The sequence below is a fragment of the Aestuariimicrobium sp. G57 genome (assembly GCF_050110855.1).
Classification (GTDB): Bacteria; Actinomycetota; Actinomycetes; order Propionibacteriales; family Propionibacteriaceae; genus Aestuariimicrobium.
This window is the reverse complement of sequence record NZ_JBNINW010000002.1, coordinates 305,824-325,827: the sequence shown is the minus strand read 5'-3', so window position 1 is coordinate 325,827 and position 20,004 is coordinate 305,824. Positions and strand designations below refer to the sequence as shown.

Annotated in this window: 17 protein-coding genes; 5 read left to right on the top strand and 12 right to left on the bottom strand. The window is 68.8% G+C overall.

Annotation, left to right across the window (positions count from 1 at the left end):
* The first annotated feature begins 40 nt into the window (after nt 1-40).
* Nucleotides 41-646, top strand: a complete 606-nt coding sequence (locus ACQCX5_RS05540) for a hypothetical protein (protein WP_434541017.1) — start codon at nt 41-43, stop codon at nt 644-646.
* Nucleotides 647-655: 9 nt separating this feature from the next.
* On the opposite strand, the gene ACQCX5_RS05535 is transcribed toward ACQCX5_RS05540, so the two are convergent.
* The 3 genes from ACQCX5_RS05535 to trxB all read right to left on the bottom strand — a co-directional run bounded on the left by ACQCX5_RS05535 (nt 656) and on the right by trxB (nt 2,790).
* A complete protein-coding gene (locus tag ACQCX5_RS05535) occupies nt 656-1,366 on the bottom strand; it encodes a hypothetical protein (protein ID WP_434541016.1) in 711 nt (236 codons plus the stop codon).
* Nucleotides 1,367-1,373: 7 nt separating this feature from the next.
* On the bottom strand, nt 1,374-1,697 hold the full coding sequence (gene trxA / locus ACQCX5_RS05530) for a thioredoxin (protein ID WP_434541015.1): 324 nt from the start codon (nt 1,695-1,697) through the stop codon (nt 1,374-1,376).
* A 118-nt stretch (nt 1,698-1,815) separates the two neighbouring features.
* Nucleotides 1,816-2,790 carry a thioredoxin-disulfide reductase gene (gene trxB / locus ACQCX5_RS05525; RefSeq protein WP_434541014.1) on the bottom strand — a complete coding sequence of 325 codons (975 nt, stop codon included), beginning with the start codon at nt 2,788-2,790 and terminating at the stop codon, nt 1,816-1,818.
* A gap of 133 nt (nt 2,791-2,923) precedes the next feature.
* Between trxB and ACQCX5_RS05520 the strand changes: the two genes are divergently transcribed.
* Nucleotides 2,924-3,883, top strand: coding sequence for an NADP-dependent oxidoreductase (locus ACQCX5_RS05520; RefSeq protein ID WP_434541013.1), 960 nt, complete (start codon nt 2,924-2,926; stop codon nt 3,881-3,883).
* Nucleotides 3,884-3,899: 16 nt separating this feature from the next.
* On the opposite strand, the gene ACQCX5_RS05515 is transcribed toward ACQCX5_RS05520, so the two are convergent.
* A complete protein-coding gene (locus ACQCX5_RS05515; RefSeq protein WP_434541012.1) occupies nt 3,900-4,763 on the bottom strand; it encodes a GTP-binding protein LepA in 864 nt (287 codons plus the stop codon).
* Nucleotides 4,764-4,898: 135 nt separating this feature from the next.
* Nucleotides 4,899-5,519, bottom strand: coding sequence for a hypothetical protein (locus ACQCX5_RS05510; protein WP_434541011.1), 621 nt, complete (start codon nt 5,517-5,519; stop codon nt 4,899-4,901).
* Nucleotides 5,520-5,580: 61 nt separating this feature from the next.
* On the opposite strand from ACQCX5_RS05510, the gene ACQCX5_RS05505 reads away from it, so the two are divergent.
* The gene (locus tag ACQCX5_RS05505) at nt 5,581-6,633 is read left to right on the top strand and encodes an LppM family (lipo)protein (protein WP_434541010.1); all 1,053 of its coding nucleotides are present in this window, start codon (nt 5,581-5,583) and stop codon (nt 6,631-6,633) included.
* A gap of 368 nt (nt 6,634-7,001) precedes the next feature.
* Here ACQCX5_RS05505 and ACQCX5_RS05500 read toward each other — a convergent pair whose 3' ends face one another.
* Nucleotides 7,002-7,952, bottom strand: a complete 951-nt coding sequence (locus ACQCX5_RS05500; RefSeq protein WP_434541009.1) for a sugar-binding transcriptional regulator — start codon at nt 7,950-7,952, stop codon at nt 7,002-7,004.
* Between the two features lie 215 nt (nt 7,953-8,167).
* Between ACQCX5_RS05500 and glpK the strand changes: the two genes are divergently transcribed.
* Entirely contained in the window at nt 8,168-9,682 is a 1,515-nt protein-coding gene (glpK, locus tag ACQCX5_RS05495) for a glycerol kinase GlpK (protein ID WP_434541008.1), read from the top strand.
* A 133-nt stretch (nt 9,683-9,815) separates the two neighbouring features.
* Here the strand turns inward: glpK and ACQCX5_RS05490 are convergent, their stop codons facing one another.
* The 6 genes from ACQCX5_RS05490 to ACQCX5_RS05465 form a co-directional block, all read right to left on the bottom strand.
* Nucleotides 9,816-10,124, bottom strand: coding sequence for a hypothetical protein (locus ACQCX5_RS05490; protein ID WP_434541007.1), 309 nt, complete (start codon nt 10,122-10,124; stop codon nt 9,816-9,818).
* A gap of 246 nt (nt 10,125-10,370) precedes the next feature.
* Nucleotides 10,371-10,949 (bottom strand): hypothetical protein, encoded by a 579-nt coding sequence (locus tag ACQCX5_RS05485; protein WP_434541006.1) that lies wholly within the window; start codon nt 10,947-10,949, stop codon nt 10,371-10,373.
* Nucleotides 10,946-11,533, bottom strand: coding sequence for an RNA polymerase sigma factor SigM (sigM, locus tag ACQCX5_RS05480; protein WP_434541005.1), 588 nt, complete (start codon nt 11,531-11,533; stop codon nt 10,946-10,948). Before sigM ends, ACQCX5_RS05485 begins: the two co-directional genes overlap by 4 nt.
* Nucleotides 11,530-13,614, bottom strand: a complete 2,085-nt coding sequence (locus ACQCX5_RS05475) for a protein kinase family protein (protein ID WP_434541004.1) — start codon at nt 13,612-13,614, stop codon at nt 11,530-11,532. The genes sigM and ACQCX5_RS05475 overlap by 4 nt, the downstream gene beginning before the upstream one ends.
* Before the next feature lie 14 nt (nt 13,615-13,628).
* Complete coding sequence (locus tag ACQCX5_RS05470) at nt 13,629-15,704, bottom strand: DUF6049 family protein (RefSeq protein ID WP_434541003.1); 2,076 nt, start codon at nt 15,702-15,704, stop codon at nt 13,629-13,631.
* Between the two features lie 42 nt (nt 15,705-15,746).
* Nucleotides 15,747-17,225, bottom strand: a complete 1,479-nt coding sequence (locus tag ACQCX5_RS05465) for a CCA tRNA nucleotidyltransferase (protein ID WP_434541002.1) — start codon at nt 17,223-17,225, stop codon at nt 15,747-15,749.
* A gap of 913 nt (nt 17,226-18,138) precedes the next feature.
* Here ACQCX5_RS05465 and ACQCX5_RS05460 point away from each other — a divergent pair.
* Complete coding sequence (locus ACQCX5_RS05460; RefSeq protein WP_434541001.1) at nt 18,139-19,899, top strand: PHP domain-containing protein; 1,761 nt, start codon at nt 18,139-18,141, stop codon at nt 19,897-19,899.
* The last annotated feature ends 105 nt before the right edge of the window (nt 19,900-20,004 follow it).

Sequence of the window (20,004 nt, the reverse complement as noted above, 5' to 3'; positions counted from 1 at the left end):
CTTCATAGGATGGTGGCACTTGCCGAGGAAAGGGGCTGCCATGGCGACGCGAGTGCCGAGGGTGCGCACGCTGGGCCCGGCCGACCTTGCCGGGTTGGGTTCGTGTGCTGACTGCGGGTTCAGCCTGTCAGCCGACCTGGGTTGGGCCCGGTCTGCGCAGCAACGCTGGGGGTTGGTGGGCCTCGATTTTCGCGGCAGCAACGGCGCCGCCCATGTGCTGCTCGGCGACCCGGACGACCTGCCCGAGGGCCACCCTCTCGCGGACAGGGCCATCGAGCCGGGGGTAGCGGTGCTGCTGGCCGTGCACATGGACCAGCAGTTCAAGGGATATCGCGCCGCCCGGCTGCTGGTCACCGCGCTGGCCGCGCGCCTGCTGGGACGAGCCCCAGCCCTGGTGACCGCAGCCTCACGGGGCTGGACGAGCTGTCAGGCCCCGTCGCAGGCCTGGTTGTCGGGGGTCGGGTTCCGTCCCCTGGAGCCCACCGAACCGGGCGGGGACTGGCTGCCTGCCGGCACCCGGCTCATGCGGCTCGACCTGTCAGCGACGGTGCGGTGGAAGGCGCAACTCGACAGGGTGGCCTCACAGTTGCGCGGCGTCAGGGTGGGCTGGGTGCGTCCGGCGCCCGAGACCTCAGCGCGGCGGTAGGAACCCTGCTCACACGTCGAGCTGGTCGGCCGCCTGCTGGGTGATCTTCATGAGTTGCTCTCGCGACATGTCGACCGTCGACAGCACCAGGATGCCCGTCTGGTCGCGGATCAGTGCGCACCCGTCGTTCATGTTGTCGCCCGAGACCCCGCACATGCCGGCATCGACGTTGCTGATGGCGTTCATGTTGAGGTCGCGCATGAACACCTCGGTGGTGTCATAGGGGCGCGCCAGCAGCAGCACGAACTGGGGCTGACCGCCCTTGGAATACGTCGCTGACAAGGTGGTCTTGCCATCGCGGTTCACGTTGGGCGTGTTGCCCTGGTTCGCATCGCGTGAAAACTCGCCGAGCTGGATCGGCAGCTCGAGCCGGAATGGCGTGCCGGTCGCGACCTGGGTCTGGGTGTTGACCACGTCGGGCTGCGAGCGGGCATAGATCCAGCCGAGACCAGCCGCCAGCGCCACCAGAAGCACTGCCACCACCGCACCGATGACCCAGGGCCGCAGACGGCTCTGCTGGGGTTCTGCCGCACGCGCCATCCGCCCACGACGACGCACAGGGGTGCGGACGAGCCCATCGGAGGGCTCGCCGGCCGCCTCGTGGGCGAGGTCCTGGGCCTGCTGGGGCAGCTCTGACAGGCCGTCGGGGGCCAGGTGGTCCATGCCGGTGAGGGGCTCGTCCTCGTCCCCGGGCTGGTCAGGTGCGGCGCGACGTGGCATGGCGGGCTCAGAGGTACTCGGCGAGTGCCTTGGTCAGGGCGGCCTTCGACTTGGCGCCGACGAGCTGGGTGACGACCTCGCCACCCACGAAGACCTGCAGGGTGGGCAGGCTCATGATGCCCTGGGCTGCGGGCACGGCGGTGTTGGCGTTGGTGTCCATCTTGACGAAGGTCACCTTGTCGCCGTGCTGGGCCGCGAGTTCTTCGACGATCGGCGAGAGCTGCTTGCACGGGGCGCACCAGTCGGCCCAGTAGTCGACAAGCACCGGCTTGGGCGACTGCAGCACGACCTCGGCAAAGTTCGCATCGGTGACATCAACAACATTCGACATGGGGCGTCGCTCTCCTTGGGCTGCGTGGTCGGCGGTTCCGGTGTGTGGGTGGTGCGTCCGGACGAGGCGGGCGCGGGGCCGCGAGCACTGCCCGCGGCCCCCTCAACGGTACCTGCTGTCAGCTGGCGGCGACGAGCGCGTCGGCCGACTCGGGTGCATCGGCCAGCTCGGCAAGGTGGCGTTCGGCGTCCAGTGCCGCCTGGCAACCGGTGCCTGCGGCAGTGATCGCCTGGCGGTAGGTGTGGTCGACCAGGTCGCCACAGGCGAACACGCCGGGGATGTTGGTGCGGGTGCTCGGGTGCTCGACCAGCACGTAGCCGGCATCGTCAAGGTCGACCTGGCCGACGAACAGCTCGCTGCGCGGGGTGTGGCCGATCGCGACGAAAAGGCCGTCGGCGGCGATGGTGCGCTCCTCGCCGGTGCTGGTGTCACGCAGGCGAATGCCCTCGAGCTTCGTCTCGCCGTCCAGGCCGACGATCTCGGAGTTCCAGGCCATGTCGATCTTGTCGTCGCCGGCCACGCGGTTGGCCATGATCTTGGACGCACGCAGTTCGTCGCGGCGGTGGATCATCGTCAGGTTCTTGGCGAAGCGGGTGAGGAAGGTCGCCTCTTCGGCAGCCGAGTCACCGCCGCCCACGACGGCCACGTTCTTGTCCTTGAAGAAGAAGCCGTCACAGGTCGCACACCACGACACGCCGCGTCCCGACAGGCGGTCCTCATCGGGCAGGCCCAGACGGCGGTAGCCCGAACCGGTGGCCAGGATGACGGTACGGGCGCGGTACTCGACGCCGTCGGAATCCTTGACGACCTTGATGTCGCCGGTCAGCTGCACCTCGGACACGTCGTCGGTGATGATCTCGGCGCCGAACTTCTCGGCCTGCTCACGCATCTGGCCCATCAGCTCGGGGCCCATCACCCCGGCGGGGAAGCCCGGGAAGTTCTCGACCTCGGTGGTGTTCATCAGCGCACCGCCCGCGTCCAGGGCGCCCTCGAAGACGAGCGGCTTCAGCATCGCCCGGGCGGTGTAGATGGCGGCGGTCCAGCCGGCGGGGCCGGAACCGATGATGATGACGTCGCGGATGTCGTCGGACATGACCTGTCTTTCGATGGTGGTGGTGACTGCGCCGAGTCTAGTCGGCGCTCTGCGCTCGGGTGAACGCCGGAAGGGCCGCTTCGATTCCCGCGGGTGGGGGGTGGGGGGCGGGCAGGCGCGCCACACTGGTGCCATGCGCCAGATCCAGATTGACCGCTTCGGCGGCGTCGACGAACTCATCCTGCGTGAGGCACCCGTGCCGGTGCCCGGCCCCGGCGAGGTGCTCGTCCGCCTTCAGGCCGCGGGCACCAACCCCATTGACTACAAGATGCGCGACGGCTCGTCCGGGGCGGTGCGGGGCCTCACGGCCGAGGACTTCCCGCTCGTGCTGGGTCGAGAGGGTGCGGGCATCGTCGAGTCAGTGGGCGAGGGCGTCGGGGGCGTGCACGTCGGCGACCTCGTCTTCGGGGTGCTGCCGTTCGGGCGCGCAGCGCATGGCACGCCGGTGCAGGGCTGCTATTCCGAGTACGCGCTCTTTCCCGAACCCAGCCTGTCGATCGCCCCGGCCGGCGCGGACGTGATCCCGCTGGCGGGCCTCGCGCTGGCCGGCTCGACGGCGTGGGTCGCCGTCCACGAACAGGCCAGGGTGCAGGCCGGTGAGAAGGTGCTGGTGCACGGCGGCGCCGGGGGAGTGGGCCAGCTCATGGTGCAACTGTGCCGCGCCGCCGGGGCCGAGGTCTGGGCCACCGCCTCGACACGCAACCAGGACCGCCTGCGCGAGCTCGGTGCCACACCGGTCGACTACACCACCACCGATTTCCGCCAGGTGGTGCCGCCGGTCGACGTCGTGCTCGACGCCGTGTACTTCGACACGTTCGTCCCGAGTCTTGACCAGTTGGTCGATGGTGGACGCATCGTGGTGCTGCCCACGCTCGCCGACACCACCCCGGCGAAACAACGGGGCATCGAGGTGCACATCCCGGCGATCCATCCGATGCCGGACGAACTGGCCGACCTGGCGCGCAGGATCAACGACGGGTTGATGTCGCTCGAGGTGTCGCAGGTGCTGCCCCTTGACCAGGTCGCCGAGGCTCACCGGCAGCTCGAAACCGGGCACACCCGCGGCAAGATCGTGCTCGACCTGCGTGGTTGATCCCTGGCATCCCCGCTCAGAACACGAATTGGTGGGGGTCAGGCCGGTCGAAATTGCCCTGGCCCTTGTACATCTCGATCGATTCGCGCAGCGCCTTGAGGAAGTACGGCGGGAACTCCATGCCGTTGCGGTTGGCCCACAACAACTTCGCCTCGAGGCGCCCGATCTCTTTGGCATAGACCTCGAGCTCGGCGTCCATCCCCAGACCCACGAGCACACCGCCCATGTCGCGCTGGTAGGCCTTCAGATAGTCGACACCGACGAGCGTGAAGCTCTTCTCGCGCAGCAGCCGGGTGACGAACAGCTGCCAGGGCTTCAGCACCTGGTCCTGGACCATCATCTCGGCCGACATGCGATAGAAGGCGAAGTGGCCGGGCTCCTGGCGTTTGATCGGCTGCACGATCGTCTGGCTGATCGCGTCTTCACCGATCTCGTCGAGCTCTTTGGTGAGGCTGCTGTAGGCGAGCACCGCCTGGCGTTCGGTCGAGGCGCCCGTCAGGTAGTAAAGCATCCGCGAGATGTCGTGGATGGGCTCCCAGTGGGCGAGCGCGCCGAGCAGCTTCATGCGCACGGGGATGGTCTGGAACGGGTTGGCCGGCGGCAGGCCCAGGTCGACCTGCAGCTGGTCGAGGATGACCCCGTGCGCGATCTCCTGGTCGGACCAGACGTCCTGGTAGAAGACCGTGTCGACCTTCGACGCATGCGGAAGGATCGTGAGCAGTTCGAGCACATTGCGGTCGACCTCAAGTTCGACGCGGGCCAGGTAGTCGATGACGCCTGCGAACCGCTGCTTGACGAGCTCGGGATTGTGGATCGTCCGGTCGACCGAACCCAGTTGGATCGGCGGGTGCTTGTCACCCAACTGCTGGACGAATTCCATCAGTGAGGTATCTGTGATTTTTTGCGCCGCCACACTTCGATAGTAGGTGGGTGGGTGAAAGGACGACGCCACTGCGCCCGAAAGGTGGACGGGTGTGGGGGCGCGCGGAGCCTTCAGGGGGTTCCGGGGCGGGTTTCAGCGGCTGCGGTGGCTGGCGGCCCAGCGCAGGGTGTCCGCATCGGTGTTCATCTGGCTGGTCCATCGCCGTCGGGTGCCGCGATCCACGCCGGTCTCGTCGTCGGCACCGAAGACCTCGACGACCTGCACCGCGTGGGGGTAGCCACGAAACCAGCCGTCGCGGTACAGGATGATCATGGCGGCGGCGGCCATCTCGTGCATCACCGAGGGCCAGTAGCGCTGGTCGACGTTGCTGACCCGGGCCCGGTGCTCGCGCAGGGTGGTCCACAGGTCGTCGAGGGCGTCGATGCGGGCCAGCGGCGCGGCGGTGGTGTTGCGGGGCCATTCCACGGGCGCCCAGCGCAAGTAGGCGTCCCAGTCGGTGTGGGCCTCGGCGAATGAGTCGGCGTCGTCGTCCCCGAAACGGCGCCGCGCGGTGGCGAGGTTCGCGTCATGGTCGGTGCGACGGTAGACAGCGGCCTCGAGGCTGGTCGCCACGGCGTCGGTGTACAGCGCAAAGCCGAGCACCTGCTCGTCCGGGGTGTCGCTGACCAGGTTCACCAGGACCTGTTTGGCCAGCCCGGCCATCGTCTTCATGCGCGAGTCGAAGAATTGACCGGTTTCAATGCTCAGCGACATGCCTGCAGGCTAGTTGGTGTGCGGGTGCCGGGGCGGCACCTGCGGCGATTACGCTGTCGCCATGACGTCAATCCTGCGGCGCATTGGCGCCATGCTGCTGGTGCTGTTCGCCCTTGCCGGGTGCGTGAAGTACGACGCCAGCTTCGAGATCAAGGACACCGAGAACATCAACGTCGTCATGGACATCGGCCTGCGCAAGGACCAGGCCGAGGGCCAGACGAAGGAGGACATGTGCTCGGACGACTCGCAGACCGGCGGGCAGCAGGCCCCGACGTTGAAGAACGCCAAGAAGGAGCCCTATGACGACGGCACCTACATCGGCTGCCGGCAGTCGGGCACGGCCACCGCGGCCGACCTGAGCTCGGACGGCATGACCGTGAAGCAGAACGAGGACGGTACGTGGCTGTTCAAGATCGACGGTGACACCTCGTCGGGCGGCAGCCAGGGTGCGGCACTGTTTGACTCGTTCAAGATCTCTGTGACGTTCCCGGGCAAGGTGACCTCGCACAAGGGCACGGCGACAGTTGAGGGCCGCACGATCACGTGGACGAATGCCGCGGACCTGTACTCGGCTGACGGCCTCGAGGCGACCGCGGCGAAGGGCGGGATCTCGGCGCTGGTGTGGATTGCGGTCGGGGCTGTGGTGGTGGCGGCTGCCGTCGGTGGGTGGCTGGTCTACACCAACAACCGCAAGAAGAAGGCGGCTGCGGCGGCTGGTGCCGGGTTTGGGCAGTACCCGGGTCAGAACATGCCGGGGCAGTATGGGCAGGGGCAGTATGCGGGCGTTGCCGGGCAGGAACAGTGGGGCGGCGGGCAGCAGCAGTGGGGCGCGCAGGCCCAGCCGGGGCAGCAGCCCTACCATGGCCAGGACCCGTGGGACCAGCAGGGCGGGTGGAGCCAGTACCCGCAGAATCCGCAGCTGCAGTATCCGCAGAGCCCGGAGTACTCGCAGAGCCCGGAGGGGCAGCAGTATCCACAGGGGCCGCAGGGCCTGCAGGGCCAGCAGTATCCACAGGGGCCGCAGTACCCCCAGAATCCGCAGAATCCGCAGAACCCGCAGAATCCGCAGAATCCGCAGAACCCGCAGAACCCGCAGAACCCGCAGCGGTGGTGAGCGCCTGATCACCCGCCAGGCAGCTCCGCCACCTGCAGATTCACCACTTGGCTTGCACAACTCGACTTGGCTTGCGCAGTAAGTGCAAGCCAAGTCGAGTTGCGCAAGCCAAGTGGGGCTTGGGGGTGGTGTTGGCGTGACGGTGGTGCTGCCCGGCGTGACGGTGGCGCCGGCACCCGGTTCGTCCACATTGACACCTTTGGATGCACGTCGACACCCGTCTGCGGGTGTCACTGCGCACCGAAGGGTGTCAGCGTGGACAGATCGGTACCGGCCAGGACGGATAGGTGCCCGTGAGGGCGGATCGGTGTCGCCGGCTGCGGATCGGTGTCGGCGTGCACCCCAGCGGCGCACCCCGGCCCCACGCCTCACATCAGGTCGAGCACCGCCCGGGCAGTGGCATCGTCCACGATCAGGTCGGTCGCCACCTTGGCCCGCAGCGCCGCCAGCAGCGGGCCGGCCTTGGCTGTTCCCGCCACCACGCAGATGCGACGGCTGAAGGCCTGCAGTTCCGTCGGGTTCGGCCCCGTGGCCCGTGAGTTCAGGGCCACATCGCGCCAGGACCCGTCCGAGCGCAACAGCACCGTGCAGACGTCGCCGATCACCCTGTCACGAGCGATTTCGGCCATGTCGTCCTCGTCGAGGTAGCCCTGGCTGTAGACATGCGACGGCAGCGCCGCCGTCAACGAGCCCACGCCGAAGATCGCCACGTCGACCTGCCGCTGCACCGCCAACACCGCCTGCACGCTGCGCTCACGCCACATCGCCCGCTTGGTCTCGGCGAAGTCGAAGAACGCCGGCACCGGGAACAACAGCGGTGTCGCCGACCATGACTGCGCGATCGCCCCGACGATGGCCCCCACGTACGGGATGCCCGTCGACGAGCTGTTCGCGCCACCGTTCAACTGCACCACCCGGACGCCGTGCAGGGGACGAGGGGTGAGGTGTTCGACGATGGCTGCCATGGTGGTGCCCCAGGCGACGCCGACGGTCATGTCGTCATGCACGGATTCCGAGAGCACCTGGGCGGCGATGCGGGCGACCTGGTTGAGGCGGTGCAGCTCCGAGGCGGTGTCACGCACCTGCACCACGGTCACGTTCAGACCAAAAAGGCGTTCGAGGGTGGTGCTCACTGATGAGCGCTCATTGGCGTGCGGGTTCAGGCTGATGCGCACCAGCCCGGTCTCGCGGGCTTCTTTGAGCAGGCGCGACACGGTGCTGCGCGAGGTGCCAAGATGGCGGGCAATGGTTTCCATCGTCTCGCCCTGGGCGTAGTACATGCTCGCGGCCGTCACGACCTCTTCCGACCACTCCTGCATGGAAGCCCACCCTACTTGCTGTGCTGCCGCCACCGACTGCCACCCCCCATATGTGTGACGTTCATCACATCACACTCGTGCAGCGTCCCACAATGTGGGCTGCACGTCGGTTCATGTCTCTTGGGTCAAGCGTTCAGGCGTGGTTTGGTAGTGGTGATGCGAGCCACCACGGGGGTGGCGACGCAGGTCAGCGTTGACCACTTCGGAAGGAAATCATGTCCGACAAGTACGTTCTCTCCATCGATCAGGGCACCACGTCGACCCGTGCCATCGTGTTCAATCACTCGGGCCAGATCGTCGCCTCCGGCCAGAAGGAGCACGAGCAGATCTTCCCACGCGCCGGGTGGGTCGAGCACAATCCCACCGAGGTCATCGCCAACTCGGTGGGCGTGGCTGCCGCAGCCATGTCGAGCGCCGGTGTCACCTCGGCTGACATCGTCGCCATCGGCATCACCAACCAGCGCGAGACCGCCGTCGTGTGGGACCGCGAGACCGGCGAGCCCGTCTACAACGCCATCGTCTGGCAGGACACCCGCACCGCCAAGATCGTGGACGACCTGGGCGGCGGCGACCAGAACAAGTACAAGGCCACCGTCGGCCTGCCGCTGGCCACCTATTTCTCGGGTCCCAAGGTCAAGTGGATCCTCGACAATGTCGACGGCGCCCGCGAGAAGGCCGAGGCCGGCAAGCTCGCCTTCGGCAACATGGACACCTGGCTGCTGTGGAACCTCACCGGTGGTGTCGACGGCGGCGTGCACGTCACCGACGTCACCAACGCCTCGCGCACCATGCTGATGGACCTCAAGACCCTGCAGTGGGACGAGGGCATCGCCGCCGACATGACGATCCCGATGTCGATGCTGCCCGAGATCAAGTCGTCGTCCGAGGTCTACGGCAACGCCACCGTCGGTGGCCTGGCGGGCATCCCGGTCGCCGGCATCCTGGGCGACCAGCAGGCCGCCACCTTCGGCCAGGCGTGTTTCGAGCCCGGCATGGCCAAGAACACCTACGGCACCGGCAACTTCATGCTGCTGAACACCGGCGAAGAGGCCGTCCCGTCCGAGAACGGCCTGCTGACCACCGTCTGCTACAAGATCGGCGACGCCAAGCCGATCTATGCACTCGAGGGTTCGATCGCCGTCACCGGTTCGCTGGTGCAGTGGCTGCGCGACAACCTGCGCATGATCGAGTCGGCTCCCGAGATCGAGCAGCTGGCTGCGACCGTTGAAGACAACGGCGGCGCCTACTTCGTGCCCGCGTTCTCGGGCCTGTTCGCACCGTACTGGCGTTCGGACGCCCGCGGCGCCCTGGTGGGTCTGACCCGCTACGTCAACCGCGGCCACATCGCCCGCGCCGTGCTCGAGGCCACCGCCTACCAGACCCGCGAGGTGCTGGACGCGATGGAGGCGGACTCGGGTGTGAAGCTGGCCGAGCTCAAGGTCGACGGCGGCATGATCGCCAACGACACCCTGATGCAGTTCCAGGCCGACATGCTCGGCGTCGACGTCGTACGTCCCGAGGTGGCTGAGACCACCGCCCTGGGCGCCGCGTACGCCGCCGGCATCGCCGTGGGCTACTGGCAGGGCGAGCAGGACGTCATCAACAACTGGGCCGAGAACAAGCGCTGGAGCCCCAAGCTCGACGAGACCGAGCGCGAGCGCCTGTACCGCAACTGGAAGAAGGCTGTCACCAAGACCTTCGACTGGGTTGACGAGGACGTCAGCGAGTGATGTGCTGAACCAGCACCGCTGATCCAGCAACACAGAGGGGGCGTGGCCAGTGGCCACGCCCCCTTTGCTGTGTCACATGTGTGGATCAGGTTCTGGGTGGATCAGGTTCTGGGTGGATCAGGTTCTGTGTGGATCAGGTGCTGGGCGACTGCTCCGAGATGCCGATGCCATTGCGGTCGTACCGCGTCGGCGCGTTCTTGCCGAAGGTGCCCAGGTCTGATCGGGTCTCGAGTTCGAGGTAGCTGCGCTTGGTCGATTCGAGGGCGGCACCGGCATCGCGGGTGGCGGCCTCGGCGGCGATGGCGCGTTCGATGCGCTCGGCGACGGCGTCGGGCATCTCGACGGCGGAGCGCTCCGACAACCACTGCGAGACCAGCTGCTCTGGGACCAACTGCTCGGTGCTGTCATCCACAGGCGCTGCGTCCTCAGCGAACTGCGACATCGGGGCCTCCTTCAGGGGCTTGCGGCAACGGGAGGGATGGATCTGGCCTCCAGATACGTGTCTGACGACCCGCGGCTGCATCCGGTTCCCGATAGTTCAAGATTGTATTACGCAGCTTGCCGACCGGGCAGGGCGGGGGCCGGATAACGCCACCCGGCCATCATGGGTCGATCTGGTACCTCACACGGTGCTGGATTGGCCAATGATGCCCACAGTTTGAGTCCGGCCCCCCGGACGACGCCAGCGCTACAGCGCGCCCTCGTCCACGAGCGCCTGGCGCCACCTGGCCGCCCGGCGCTCGACCACCGCCTGCGGCGCATGCACGTCGAGCCAGCTGAACAGCGTCGAATGCCCACGTTCGAGCCGCGATGCCGGCACCCACACCTTGCCGGTGTCGGTGACCAGCTGGAAGTCAGGGCTGCGGCCGTTGTACTGGTGCACCACCCGGCGCACCTGCTCGCCGTGCAGCTCGTGCACCCGCCAGACGTTGCGCACCCGCAGCATGCCCGCGGTGGCCTGCATGAACGCCCGGCGGTCGGCCCAGACGAATGCCGCCATGAAACCCCAGAAGCCGAGCCCGACCAGGCCCATCGTCCAGTTCGCGCCACCCATCAGCAACCCGGTCACCGCCAGCACCACGCACACGATGCCGCCGAAGATGAGCCTGCCCCGACCGGTCGACAGCGGGGGCAGGGGGTCGGCCTCGAGCAGTTCGGGGCGGGCGATGATGCGCGGCAGGGGGGTGCCGTCAGCCGCGCGCCCACCCGGTGCGGTCGTCGAGCCGTCGGCCGCGACCTCGGGCCCGGACGACACGGGCCCGCTCATCCGTCGGGCTGTTGCAGGTGCGCCAGGGCCACGGCGAGTTTGGCCCGGCCCCGCGAACAGCGGCTCTTGATGGTGCCGGCCGCACAGCCGAGCATGTGAGCGGCCTCTTCGACCGAATAGCCCTGCATGTCGACCAGCACGAGCGCGGCCCGCTGGTCGGCGTTGATCCCCGCCAGTGCCTCGGCCACGTCATCGCGCAGGTCGGCGTTCATGACGATCTCGTCGAGGTTCTGGTCGCTGGCCAGGGCCAGGTCACGGTCCGGGTTCTCGGGCATTGGCGAGGCAGCCCGCACCTGGTTGCGACGAATGCGGTCGAGGCTGGCATTCACGACGATGCGGTGCAGCCACGTGGTCACGGCCGACTGGCCCCGGAAACTGCCGGCACGCCGGAAGGCCGAGATCATCGCATCCTGCAGGGCGTCGGCTGCCTCTTCGGGGTCGCGCAGGGTGCGCAGCGCCACGGCCCAGAGCCGATGCCGGTGCCGCCGGAACAGCTCGGCGAACGCCTGGCTGTCACCCTCGACGTGCAGCGCCAGCAGTTCTTCGTCTGTCCGCTCGGCGCCCTGCTCTGACCCGATGGTCACCGGTCAAAAACCCCAATCTCGGCGATGCCGCCGCGGTATGCCTGCCCGCCGATACTAGGCAATGACGTCAGATAGACCAAGATGTAGCGCGACTTGGTGACCTGGCTGGGGGAAAGGTTTGCCGTGGCACCCGCCGCCGGGTTCGCCGCAATCTGGCGCCACTGGTCGATGCCGCCCATGGGCGCCTCGGCATCGGCCTTGTCGGTGTTTTCGGCCGGCACGTGGATCGCCACGCCTGTCGGTGAGCCCTGCATCGTCAGCTGCACCCGGCCCACGTCGACGACCTGGCCGAGGTCGACGACCAGCCCCACCCCGGGCTTCAGGCCGCCGAGTTTGGCATTGTTCAGGTAGCGCAGGGTCGTCCATGCGGTCTTGGGGTCGTTGTCCCACGCGAGCGCGACCTGGTTGGGGTTCTCTTCGTCGTTGCCGCCGTCGGCCTCGGGGTCGAAGTCGTCGACCTTGGCGATCGGGTGCTTGACCGGCTGTGCCGAAGCCGACGCCGACGGGCTGTCACCGCCCCCGGACTCGGGCGTGCGCATGTTGATCGCGACCGCGATCAGGCTGCCGACCAGCACGATCGCGACGATGGCGACCAGCACCGACAACCAGCGCCGCGGGGCGGGGCGTGGTCGTGCCAGCCCCGAACCCATGACCGGCGCCGGGGTCGTGGACGATGCAGGTGCCGGGGTGCTTCCCGGCCGGGGCAGCGCCCCGACGGCAGGGGCGGCACGCGGCCCGCCCTGGGGCAGCCCGCCGAGCTGTTGCTGCGCCGCCGTGGTCGGCGGCGGGTGCCCGCCGGTCGGCTCATTGCGGCTCGTGACGGGGTAGCGCACCCGGTGTTCCAGGTCGGCCGAGGCGTCCGCGGTGCCGAGCACCCGCGACAGCGCATCGTTCAGCTGCGCGGCCGTCGTGATGGGCGCGGCACCCGTGCGGGGCACCGAGCTCAGCACCTGGTCGCAGACCACGTCGAGTGCGGGTGAGACACCGGCCCTGACCTGCCGCGGCGTGAGCCAGCCGTGGCCGTCCATGGGGGCGGGGGCCAGGCCCCAGTGGCGCCGGTCGGCCTGCGCATGCGGGGCCGGCCAGCGGTTGACCAGCATGGCGTACAGCAGCTGCCCGAGTGCGCGCACGTCGGCTTCCTGCTTGCTCTGCCACGAGTCGTCACCGGGGAAGGGCCGCTCGGCGGTCGGGTACATGGCCTCTTCGATCAGGAAGCCCACGATCTTGATGTTGCCGGTGGCGGTGATGATCACCGTGTCGGGGTTGAGCTGCTGGTGGAACAACCCCTTCTGGTGCATCGGCGCCAGCGCATCGGCCAGTTCGCGGACGACCCAGGCCGCCTCGACGCCGCTGAGCGGGCCCGAGGCCAGCAGCTTTTCCACGGACAGGCCGGGCACGAACTCCGAGACCACGCAGGCACCCACGCCCGGCACGTCGATGTTCGGCGCGTCGATGGCGTCGAGCACACGCAGGAACCGCGAGTCGGTCGCCACCGCCGAGTCACGTGCGGCCGTCAGCACCCGGGCATTGCGCGTCGGCGAATGCTCGACCAGGTGCACCATCACCGGCCGCGACAGCTTCTGGTCGAACGCCTGCCAGCTGTGGGTGTTGCCCCGCAACGCCAGCTCGGTGACCAGCCGGTAGCGCCCCGCGACCACCAGGTCGGCGTTCAGCACGAGCGGTTCGCCGGTCACCGGGTCGGTGTCGTCATAGTCGGGGTAGTCGTCGTCATCCGCGTCGTCACCCTCGAGTCCGTCACCCTCGAATCCGCCGGACGCCGCGAGGTCGTCCACGGTCGGGTCTTCGGCGTCATCGGCGCCGACCGCCTCGGGGAACTGCCACTGTTGTGTCGATTCGCCCGGGCGCTCGTCGTCCCCGGCAGCGGGCACCGGGTAGTTCGACGGCTCGTCCGACCAGCTGTCCCACTGCGGCGGCACGTAGCCGGCGTACGGGTCGCCCGACTCTCCGTCGAAGTCGTCCTGGTTGAACACCGGGTCCTGCTCGCCTGTCGAATGGCTGCCCGGAACCTCGTCCGGCCAGCGCGAACGGGCGGACTGGTCCCCGGCTCCGTTCTGCTGCATGCCTGCCAGCCTACTCAGGGGTGGGGCCTCGAGCTGGTGTCCTGCCGGGGCGTCGCCGGGCCGGTCGCCACCTTGGCCGCCGCTGCCCTCTCGACCTGCTGCCGGGCCCGTTCGCGTTGCACCTGCTTGATGCGCACCGCCGTCCCGCCCAGCACCACGGCCCCCGAGGTGATGATGATGATCCAGCCGACTCGTCCGAAATTGGTCGCGTTGACGCTGAACCGGCGCGGGGCACCGACGGTGCGGCCCTGCTCGGTCACCAGCTGGGCGGTGAAGCCGACGACACCGTTGCTGCGGGCCTGCGGCGTGAACTGCACCGACGCCGACGACCGGGCGGGCACCCGCACCAGCGCGGTGTCGGGGATCGAGATGCGTTGGGCGTTGTCAGAGGTCATCCGCACCTTGACGAGCACCGGCCTGTCGGAGTTGTTGATGACCGTGACCGGCAGTGTTCCCGAGGTGTCGCCCAGCACGAACGTGTTCGCCATCTGGATCGACAGCCCCGACGCCGACAGCGGGGTGGCCGCGGCGGTCGCCTCGGTGAGGTAGCGGCCCGCGTGCTGGCCGAGCAGCGGGTTGGCCGAGCGTGACGTCACCTGCGCGATGGGGACGACGCCGTCGCTGGTCTGGCCGGCCAGGTCGTACCAGGCTTCGAGGCGCCGTTGCGTGCGCACGATGGCATCCCAGTTGGGGGCGCCGCTGATCGGGGCCGGGTCGGCATCGGGCACCGCCTGGGTCGAACTGGGCATGTCGGCCAGGCCGACGGTGGTCACCCACCCGGGCAGGTTCATCACCACGGCCGCCTCGGCGGCGGTGCGCACGGGCAGCACGGTGGGCCGCCGGCTCACGACCAGCTGGCTGAGCAGCCGTCCCTGCCGCTGCGGCAACGTGTTCTGGGGCGCCGGGCCCGGGCCGCCGGTGGTGATGGTGCGGTCATAGAGCAGCCGCGTCGACCCGTCGGTGAGCGTGGTCAGGTCGGTCGTGGACGACGGCTGCACCCACAGGTCGACGCCCAGCGGCGCCATGAATGCCCGCGATGCCGCAGTCGACGGGTGGTTGTCGGTCGGCCACACCGCCACCGGCAGTGCCGCCAGGGGGTGCTCGCCCGTCAGCGCCTTCTGCGCACGGTCGACCACCTCGAGGCGCTGTGCGGCCGCGGCGGCGACCAGGTCGGGGTCGCCATAGGGCACCCGGTACTTGGTGTTGCTGATGGCCTCGAAGTCGCTCAGCCACTGGCGGGCGGCGACGGCGCGGGGGTCCTCGGCCGCCACCTGGTTGCCCTGAAAGCTGTAGCCGTCGGACATCGCCCGCAACTCGTCGTACAGGCCCGGGTCGATCAGCACGGTCGCTCCCGGCAGGGCCGCGGCCCGCAGCAGCGTGTGCAGGCGGCCGGTGAGCTCGCCGGCGATGTGGTCGTCGACCAGGCTGCCGTCCACGGCCATCGCCGGCGCCGAGGTGAGCAGCACCACGGGGGCGACGGTGGCCTTTTCGGGGGCGTAGGGCATGAAGACCCTGGATCGTCCGACGGTCTGGTTCACGTCGTCGGCCGGGATCGCGCGCACGTGCACGCCCAGCAGGTAGAGGGTGCCGGGCTGGGGATAGGCCAGTCCGAGCTGGTCGACGCTGGCCGAGACGGTGAACTCGGCCGTCGCGCCGGCCTCGAAGGTGGGCCGGGCGTCATCAGTGATGTTGAACAGGTTCCTGGTGGGGTCGGTGCCCTGGCCGCCCATGCGGGCGCCGATGGGCACATCCCAGGGCGAGCTGAGCAGCAACCTGAAGTCGGCCTCGGTGGTGACCGCGTCGGTCGAGCGCCAGAACGACACCTGCACCTGTCGCATCGACTTGCCGCTGGTGTTGGTGACCTTGCCCTTGATCGTCACGGTGCCGCCGGCGCTGAGCGTGTCGGGGGTCACCGAGGTCAGTTCGATGGTGACGATGCCTTCGGCCGCGCGGGCCTGCGGGCCCGGGGACGAGACCATGCCCAGCAGGGCCAGGGCGGTGGCCGTGGCCAGCAGCACGAGCTGGCGCAGCCGGGCCGCGGCGCGCCGGGGCCTTCCGCCGGGGGGCGGCGCGGCACGGGGGGCGCTCATGCTGGTCACATCACCCATTCTTGCAAGTTGCCGGCCAGCCGGTCAGGCGTGGCGGGCGCGCCACCACTCATCGAGTGCGGCGCGGGCGTCGTCCTCACCGAGTGGGCCACGCTCGATGCGCAGGTCGAGCAGGTATTTGTAGGCCTCGCCGACGACCGGCCCGGGCTTGATGCCCAGGTGGGCCATGATCTGGGTGCCGTCCAGGTCGGGGCGCATCGCGTCGAGCTCTTCTTGCTGGGCGAGCTCGTCGATGCGGTGCTCGAGGTCGTCATAGGCGCGGCGCAGGCGGGTGGCCTTGCGCACGTTGCGGGTGGTGCAGTCGCTGCGGGTCAGGATGTGCAGGCGTTCGAGCTGGTCGCCGGCATCTCGGACATACCGGCGCACTGCAGAGTCGGTCCACCCGGAGCCATCGGCGTCCATCACATCGGCGTAGCCGTGAAAGCGCAGGTGCAGGTCGACGAGCTTGGCGACGGCATCGGTCTGGTCGTTGCTGAACCGCAGCGCCCGCAGGCGTTTGCGGGTCAGCTTGGCGCCGACGACGTCGTGGTGGTGAAAGCTGACCCGGCCGCCCGGTTCGAAGCGGCGGGTGGCGGGCTTGCCGATGTCGTGCAGCAGGGCCGCGAGGCGTCCGACGAGGTCGGGGGCATGGCCACGCTGCTTCTCGAGCACGATCGACTGCTCGAGCACGGTCAGGCTGTGCTCGTAGACATCCTTGTGGTGGTGGTGTTCGTCGGTCTCAAGGCGCAGCGCCGGCAGCTCGGGCAGGATGCGCTCGGCCAGGCCCGTGCCGACCAGCACCGACAGGCCCTCGCGGGGGCTGTCGGTGAGCAGCAGGTTGCTGAGCTCGTCGCGCACCCGTTCGGCGCTGATGATCTCGATGCGGTCGGCCAGGCGGGCCATTGCGGCGCGGGTTTCGGGTTCGATGTCGAAGCCGAGCTGGCTGGTGAACCGGGCGGCGCGCATCATGCGCAGCGGGTCGTCGCTGAAGCTGCGGTCGGGTTCGAACGGGGTGCGCAGCAGCTTGCCCTGCAGGTCGGGCAGGCCGCCGTGGGGGTCGACGAAGTCGCCGGTGCGGGCGTGGATGGCCATCGCATTCACGGTGAAGTCGCGCCGGATCAGGTCGTCGTCGATGTTGTTGCCGTAGACGACCTCGGGCTTGCGGGAATCGTCGCGGTAGCTGTCGGCGCGGAACGTGGTGACCTCGATGATCCACTCTTCATTGGTGCCATAGGCGTTGGTGGTGGTCTTCTTCGCCGAGATGGTGCCGAACTCCTTGCCGATGTCCCAGACGGCCTCGGCATAGCGGCGCAGCAGCGACTCGGTGGTGCCCGGGTCGGCCGAGGTGGTGAAGTCGAGATCGTGGACGAGGTTGCCCAGCAACACGTCGCGCACGGACCCGCCGACCAGGTACAGGTCATGGCCGGCCCCGGCGAACAGCGCGCCGAGTTCGCCGATGACCGGGGTGGCGGCCAGCAGCTCGTCAAGGGCGCGGCGCTGGTCGCTGGAAAGAGTGGAAGACACGAGAGCCCAGCTTACCGGGGTCGCCGTCGGGGCAGGAGTGGTCCCCGGCAGGTGTGCGCGTGGGTTGGGCCAGGTGGCCGGGGGTTCGGCAGCCCGCGGGGTTCGGCAGCCCGCGGGGTTCGGCAGCCCGGTGGGTTCGGCAGCCCGGTGGGTTCGGCAGCCCGGTGGACGAGCAGGCCGCCGCGGCGACCTGAACTCGTCCGGACCGCGCGTGACCAGACCCGCCACACCCACTTAGCTTGCGGAACTCGACTTGGCTTGCCCTTACAGCACAAGCCAGGTCGAGTTTCGCAAGCCAGGTCGGGCGGGGCGAGGTGTCGGTGGGCCCCGGCGACTGAGGGGTCTCGGGCGGCAGCTTCGCCGAGTTGCAGAAGTGGCACCGCTGGCGCGTGTGCAGGTGATTCGGCCGATTCGGGTTGCGGACGGGGCGACAGTGCCAGTTGTGCAGGTTTGCGGCCCGTCGGGGGACGATCCTGCCGGTGTTCCTGAGGAGGGGTGTGGTGGGGGGTCGGGTGGGGTCGGGCCGGGCGGGGTCGGGTCCAGGGTTGCCGAGTTGCAGAAGTGGCACCGCTGGCGCGTGTGCATGTGATTCGGCCGATTCGGGTTGCGGACGGGGCGCCAGTGCCAGTTGTGCAGGTTTGCGGCCGGTCGGGTGGACGAGCAGGCCCGCATCCGCCCAGGCCTGCATCCCCATCAGCCCCGCATCCCCATCAGCCCCGCATTCCCATCAGCCGCGCATCCCCATCAGCCCCGCATCCCCTCCCACGAGGCGTTCATCCCCAGCAGCCCCGAAACGTCACCAACCCTTCACCGGGATGCCACCTGTCCTGCCCCCGTCCCGTGATCCGGGGGCCATAACGTGACGCGCGGCACCACCACATCATTGAAGTTTGAAAGACCCAGGAGGACACCGATGTGCGACACCTGTGACCACACCCCCACCCCCGATGAGCTGGCCGGCTTCACCGCCGCCGCCGACCGCGAACTTGCCCAGCTGGGCTTCAGCCGCCGCGGCATCCTCGCCTCCGGCGCCGCACTGGCCGCCGCTGCGGGGCTGGGCGTGGCCGGCGCATCCACCGCGGCCGCCGCGCCCCGCTCGTCCGACCCCGAACTGACCTGGCTGGTCGGCGACCACCACGTGCACACCCAGTACAGCCACGACGCCAAGTACCTGATCAAGCAGCAGCTCGACAACGCCGAGCAGTGGGGTGTCGATTGGCTGGTGTTCACCGAGCACTCCAACTTCGCCCACGCTGACAAGGGTGTTTACAGCTCGCTCGAGCAGATCAAGGCCGAGCGTGCCCAGCGCAACCTGCTGATCTTCCAGGGCATCGAGTGGTACATCCCGGCCGCTGAGCACTGCACGGTGTTCGTGCACCCCGGCGAGAACGAGGCCACCACCCTGCGCGCTTTCGAGCTGGCCTGGGACGGCAAGCTCAACGGCTGGGAGAAGCCCCCGGTCGGATCCGAGGCCGAGGCATTCCAGGAGGCCAAGGCCGTCGAGGCCATCGCGTGGCTCGGTGGTCAGGTGCGTGACAAGCGCATCGCCGATGCCCTGATCATCGCCAACCACCCCATGCGCCTGGGCATCGATTCCCCGAGCGAAATGCGTGCGTGGCGTGACGCCGACCCGTCGATCATGATCGGCATGGAGGGCGCTCCCGGGGCCCAGGGCTATGGCGCCGGCAAGAATGTCTGGCCCGGCGACCAGCGCGGTGAATACACCAACAACCCGCGCCCCGATTCGTGGACCGGCTACGCCGCGGACATGTACCGCCCCTTCGGTGGCTTCGACTGGATGACCGCGACCGTCGGTGGCCTGTGGGACTCGATGCTCGCCGAGGGCAAGAAGTTCTTCATCTCATCGAACTCCGACAACCACCTGACCGTCAAGGACACCTGGCGTATCGGCGACTACCCGAACACCGAGCCCTACACCTCGATCCCGCGCGAGTTCGACCGCTGGGCCGTCGAGGGCAAGCGTCCCGACCCGGTCGACACCGGCGAACCGCAGGGTGGCTCGGACTACTGGCCCGGCCAGTTCTCGCGCAACCACGTCGGCGTCACCGACCGTTCGTACGCCGGCGTCATGGCTGGCCTGCGCGCCGGTCGCAGCTGGGTTGACCACGGCCACCTCGTCGCGGGCTTGGACGTCCGTGCGGTGGCGAAGCAGCCCGGCAAGGGCAACGGCCGCGGCAAGGGCCAGGGCAATGGCTTCGGCAATGCGTCCGGTGGACCGGGTGTGACGCTCGGCGGCACCCTGCTGGCCAAGAAGGGCCAGGACGTCGAGGTCAGCATCACCGTGACCACCACCGATCACGAGAACTTCGCCGGCATCCTGCCGCACCTGGCCCATGTCGACGTCATCGCGGGCCCGGTCACCGGCCCGGTTGCTGACCAGTCGGCGCTGCGCGCCCCGGCCACCCGCGTGGTCAAGCAGTTCGACACCACCGGACGCCGCGGCACCTTCACCCTCACCTACACCTTCGCCGATGTGCAGGGGTCGTTCTACTTCCGCCTGCGCGGCTCGGACGGCAACCGGAACGGTGCGGGTTACTACGGCGCGGCCGTCGACCCGGCGGGCCCGATCCGCCACGGCGACAACGTGGGTGACGGCAACCCATGGATCGACACCTGGTTCTATGCCAACCCGGTGTTCGTGGACGTGCGCTGAGGTATCGCCTCGGCCGCCGCTTGCATTAGTCAAACCTGCCCTCGAAATATCGGGGGCAGGTTTGTGTTCTAATCCAGGGGGTGCGCCGCGCACCGCAGAGGTGCG

Bases quoted from the DNA above. Each gene is read 5' to 3' on its own strand.
- ACQCX5_RS05540 (WP_434541017.1), top strand. From the start codon at position 41: ATGGCGACGCGAGTGCCGAGGGTGCGCACGCTGGGCCCGGCCGACCTT.
- ACQCX5_RS05535 (WP_434541016.1), bottom strand. From the start codon at position 1,366: ATGCCACGTCGCGCCGCACCTGACCAGCCCGGGGACGAGGACGAGCCC.
- trxA (WP_434541015.1), bottom strand. From the start codon at position 1,697: ATGTCGAATGTTGTTGATGTCACCGATGCGAACTTTGCCGAGGTCGTG.
- trxB (WP_434541014.1), bottom strand. From the start codon at position 2,790: ATGTCCGACGACATCCGCGACGTCATCATCATCGGTTCCGGCCCCGCC.
- ACQCX5_RS05520 (WP_434541013.1), top strand. From the start codon at position 2,924: ATGCGCCAGATCCAGATTGACCGCTTCGGCGGCGTCGACGAACTCATC.
- ACQCX5_RS05515 (WP_434541012.1), bottom strand. From the start codon at position 4,763: ATGGAATTCGTCCAGCAGTTGGGTGACAAGCACCCGCCGATCCAACTG.
- ACQCX5_RS05510 (WP_434541011.1), bottom strand. From the start codon at position 5,519: ATGTCGCTGAGCATTGAAACCGGTCAATTCTTCGACTCGCGCATGAAG.
- ACQCX5_RS05505 (WP_434541010.1), top strand. From the start codon at position 5,581: ATGACGTCAATCCTGCGGCGCATTGGCGCCATGCTGCTGGTGCTGTTC.
- ACQCX5_RS05500 (WP_434541009.1), bottom strand. From the start codon at position 7,952: ATGCAGGAGTGGTCGGAAGAGGTCGTGACGGCCGCGAGCATGTACTAC.
- glpK (WP_434541008.1), top strand. From the start codon at position 8,168: ATGTCCGACAAGTACGTTCTCTCCATCGATCAGGGCACCACGTCGACC.
- ACQCX5_RS05490 (WP_434541007.1), bottom strand. From the start codon at position 10,124: ATGTCGCAGTTCGCTGAGGACGCAGCGCCTGTGGATGACAGCACCGAG.
- ACQCX5_RS05485 (WP_434541006.1), bottom strand. From the start codon at position 10,949: ATGAGCGGGCCCGTGTCGTCCGGGCCCGAGGTCGCGGCCGACGGCTCG.
- ACQCX5_RS05475 (WP_434541004.1), bottom strand. From the start codon at position 13,614: ATGCAGCAGAACGGAGCCGGGGACCAGTCCGCCCGTTCGCGCTGGCCG.
- ACQCX5_RS05470 (WP_434541003.1), bottom strand. From the start codon at position 15,704: ATGAGCGCCCCCCGTGCCGCGCCGCCCCCCGGCGGAAGGCCCCGGCGC.
- ACQCX5_RS05460 (WP_434541001.1), top strand. From the start codon at position 18,139: ATGTGCGACACCTGTGACCACACCCCCACCCCCGATGAGCTGGCCGGC.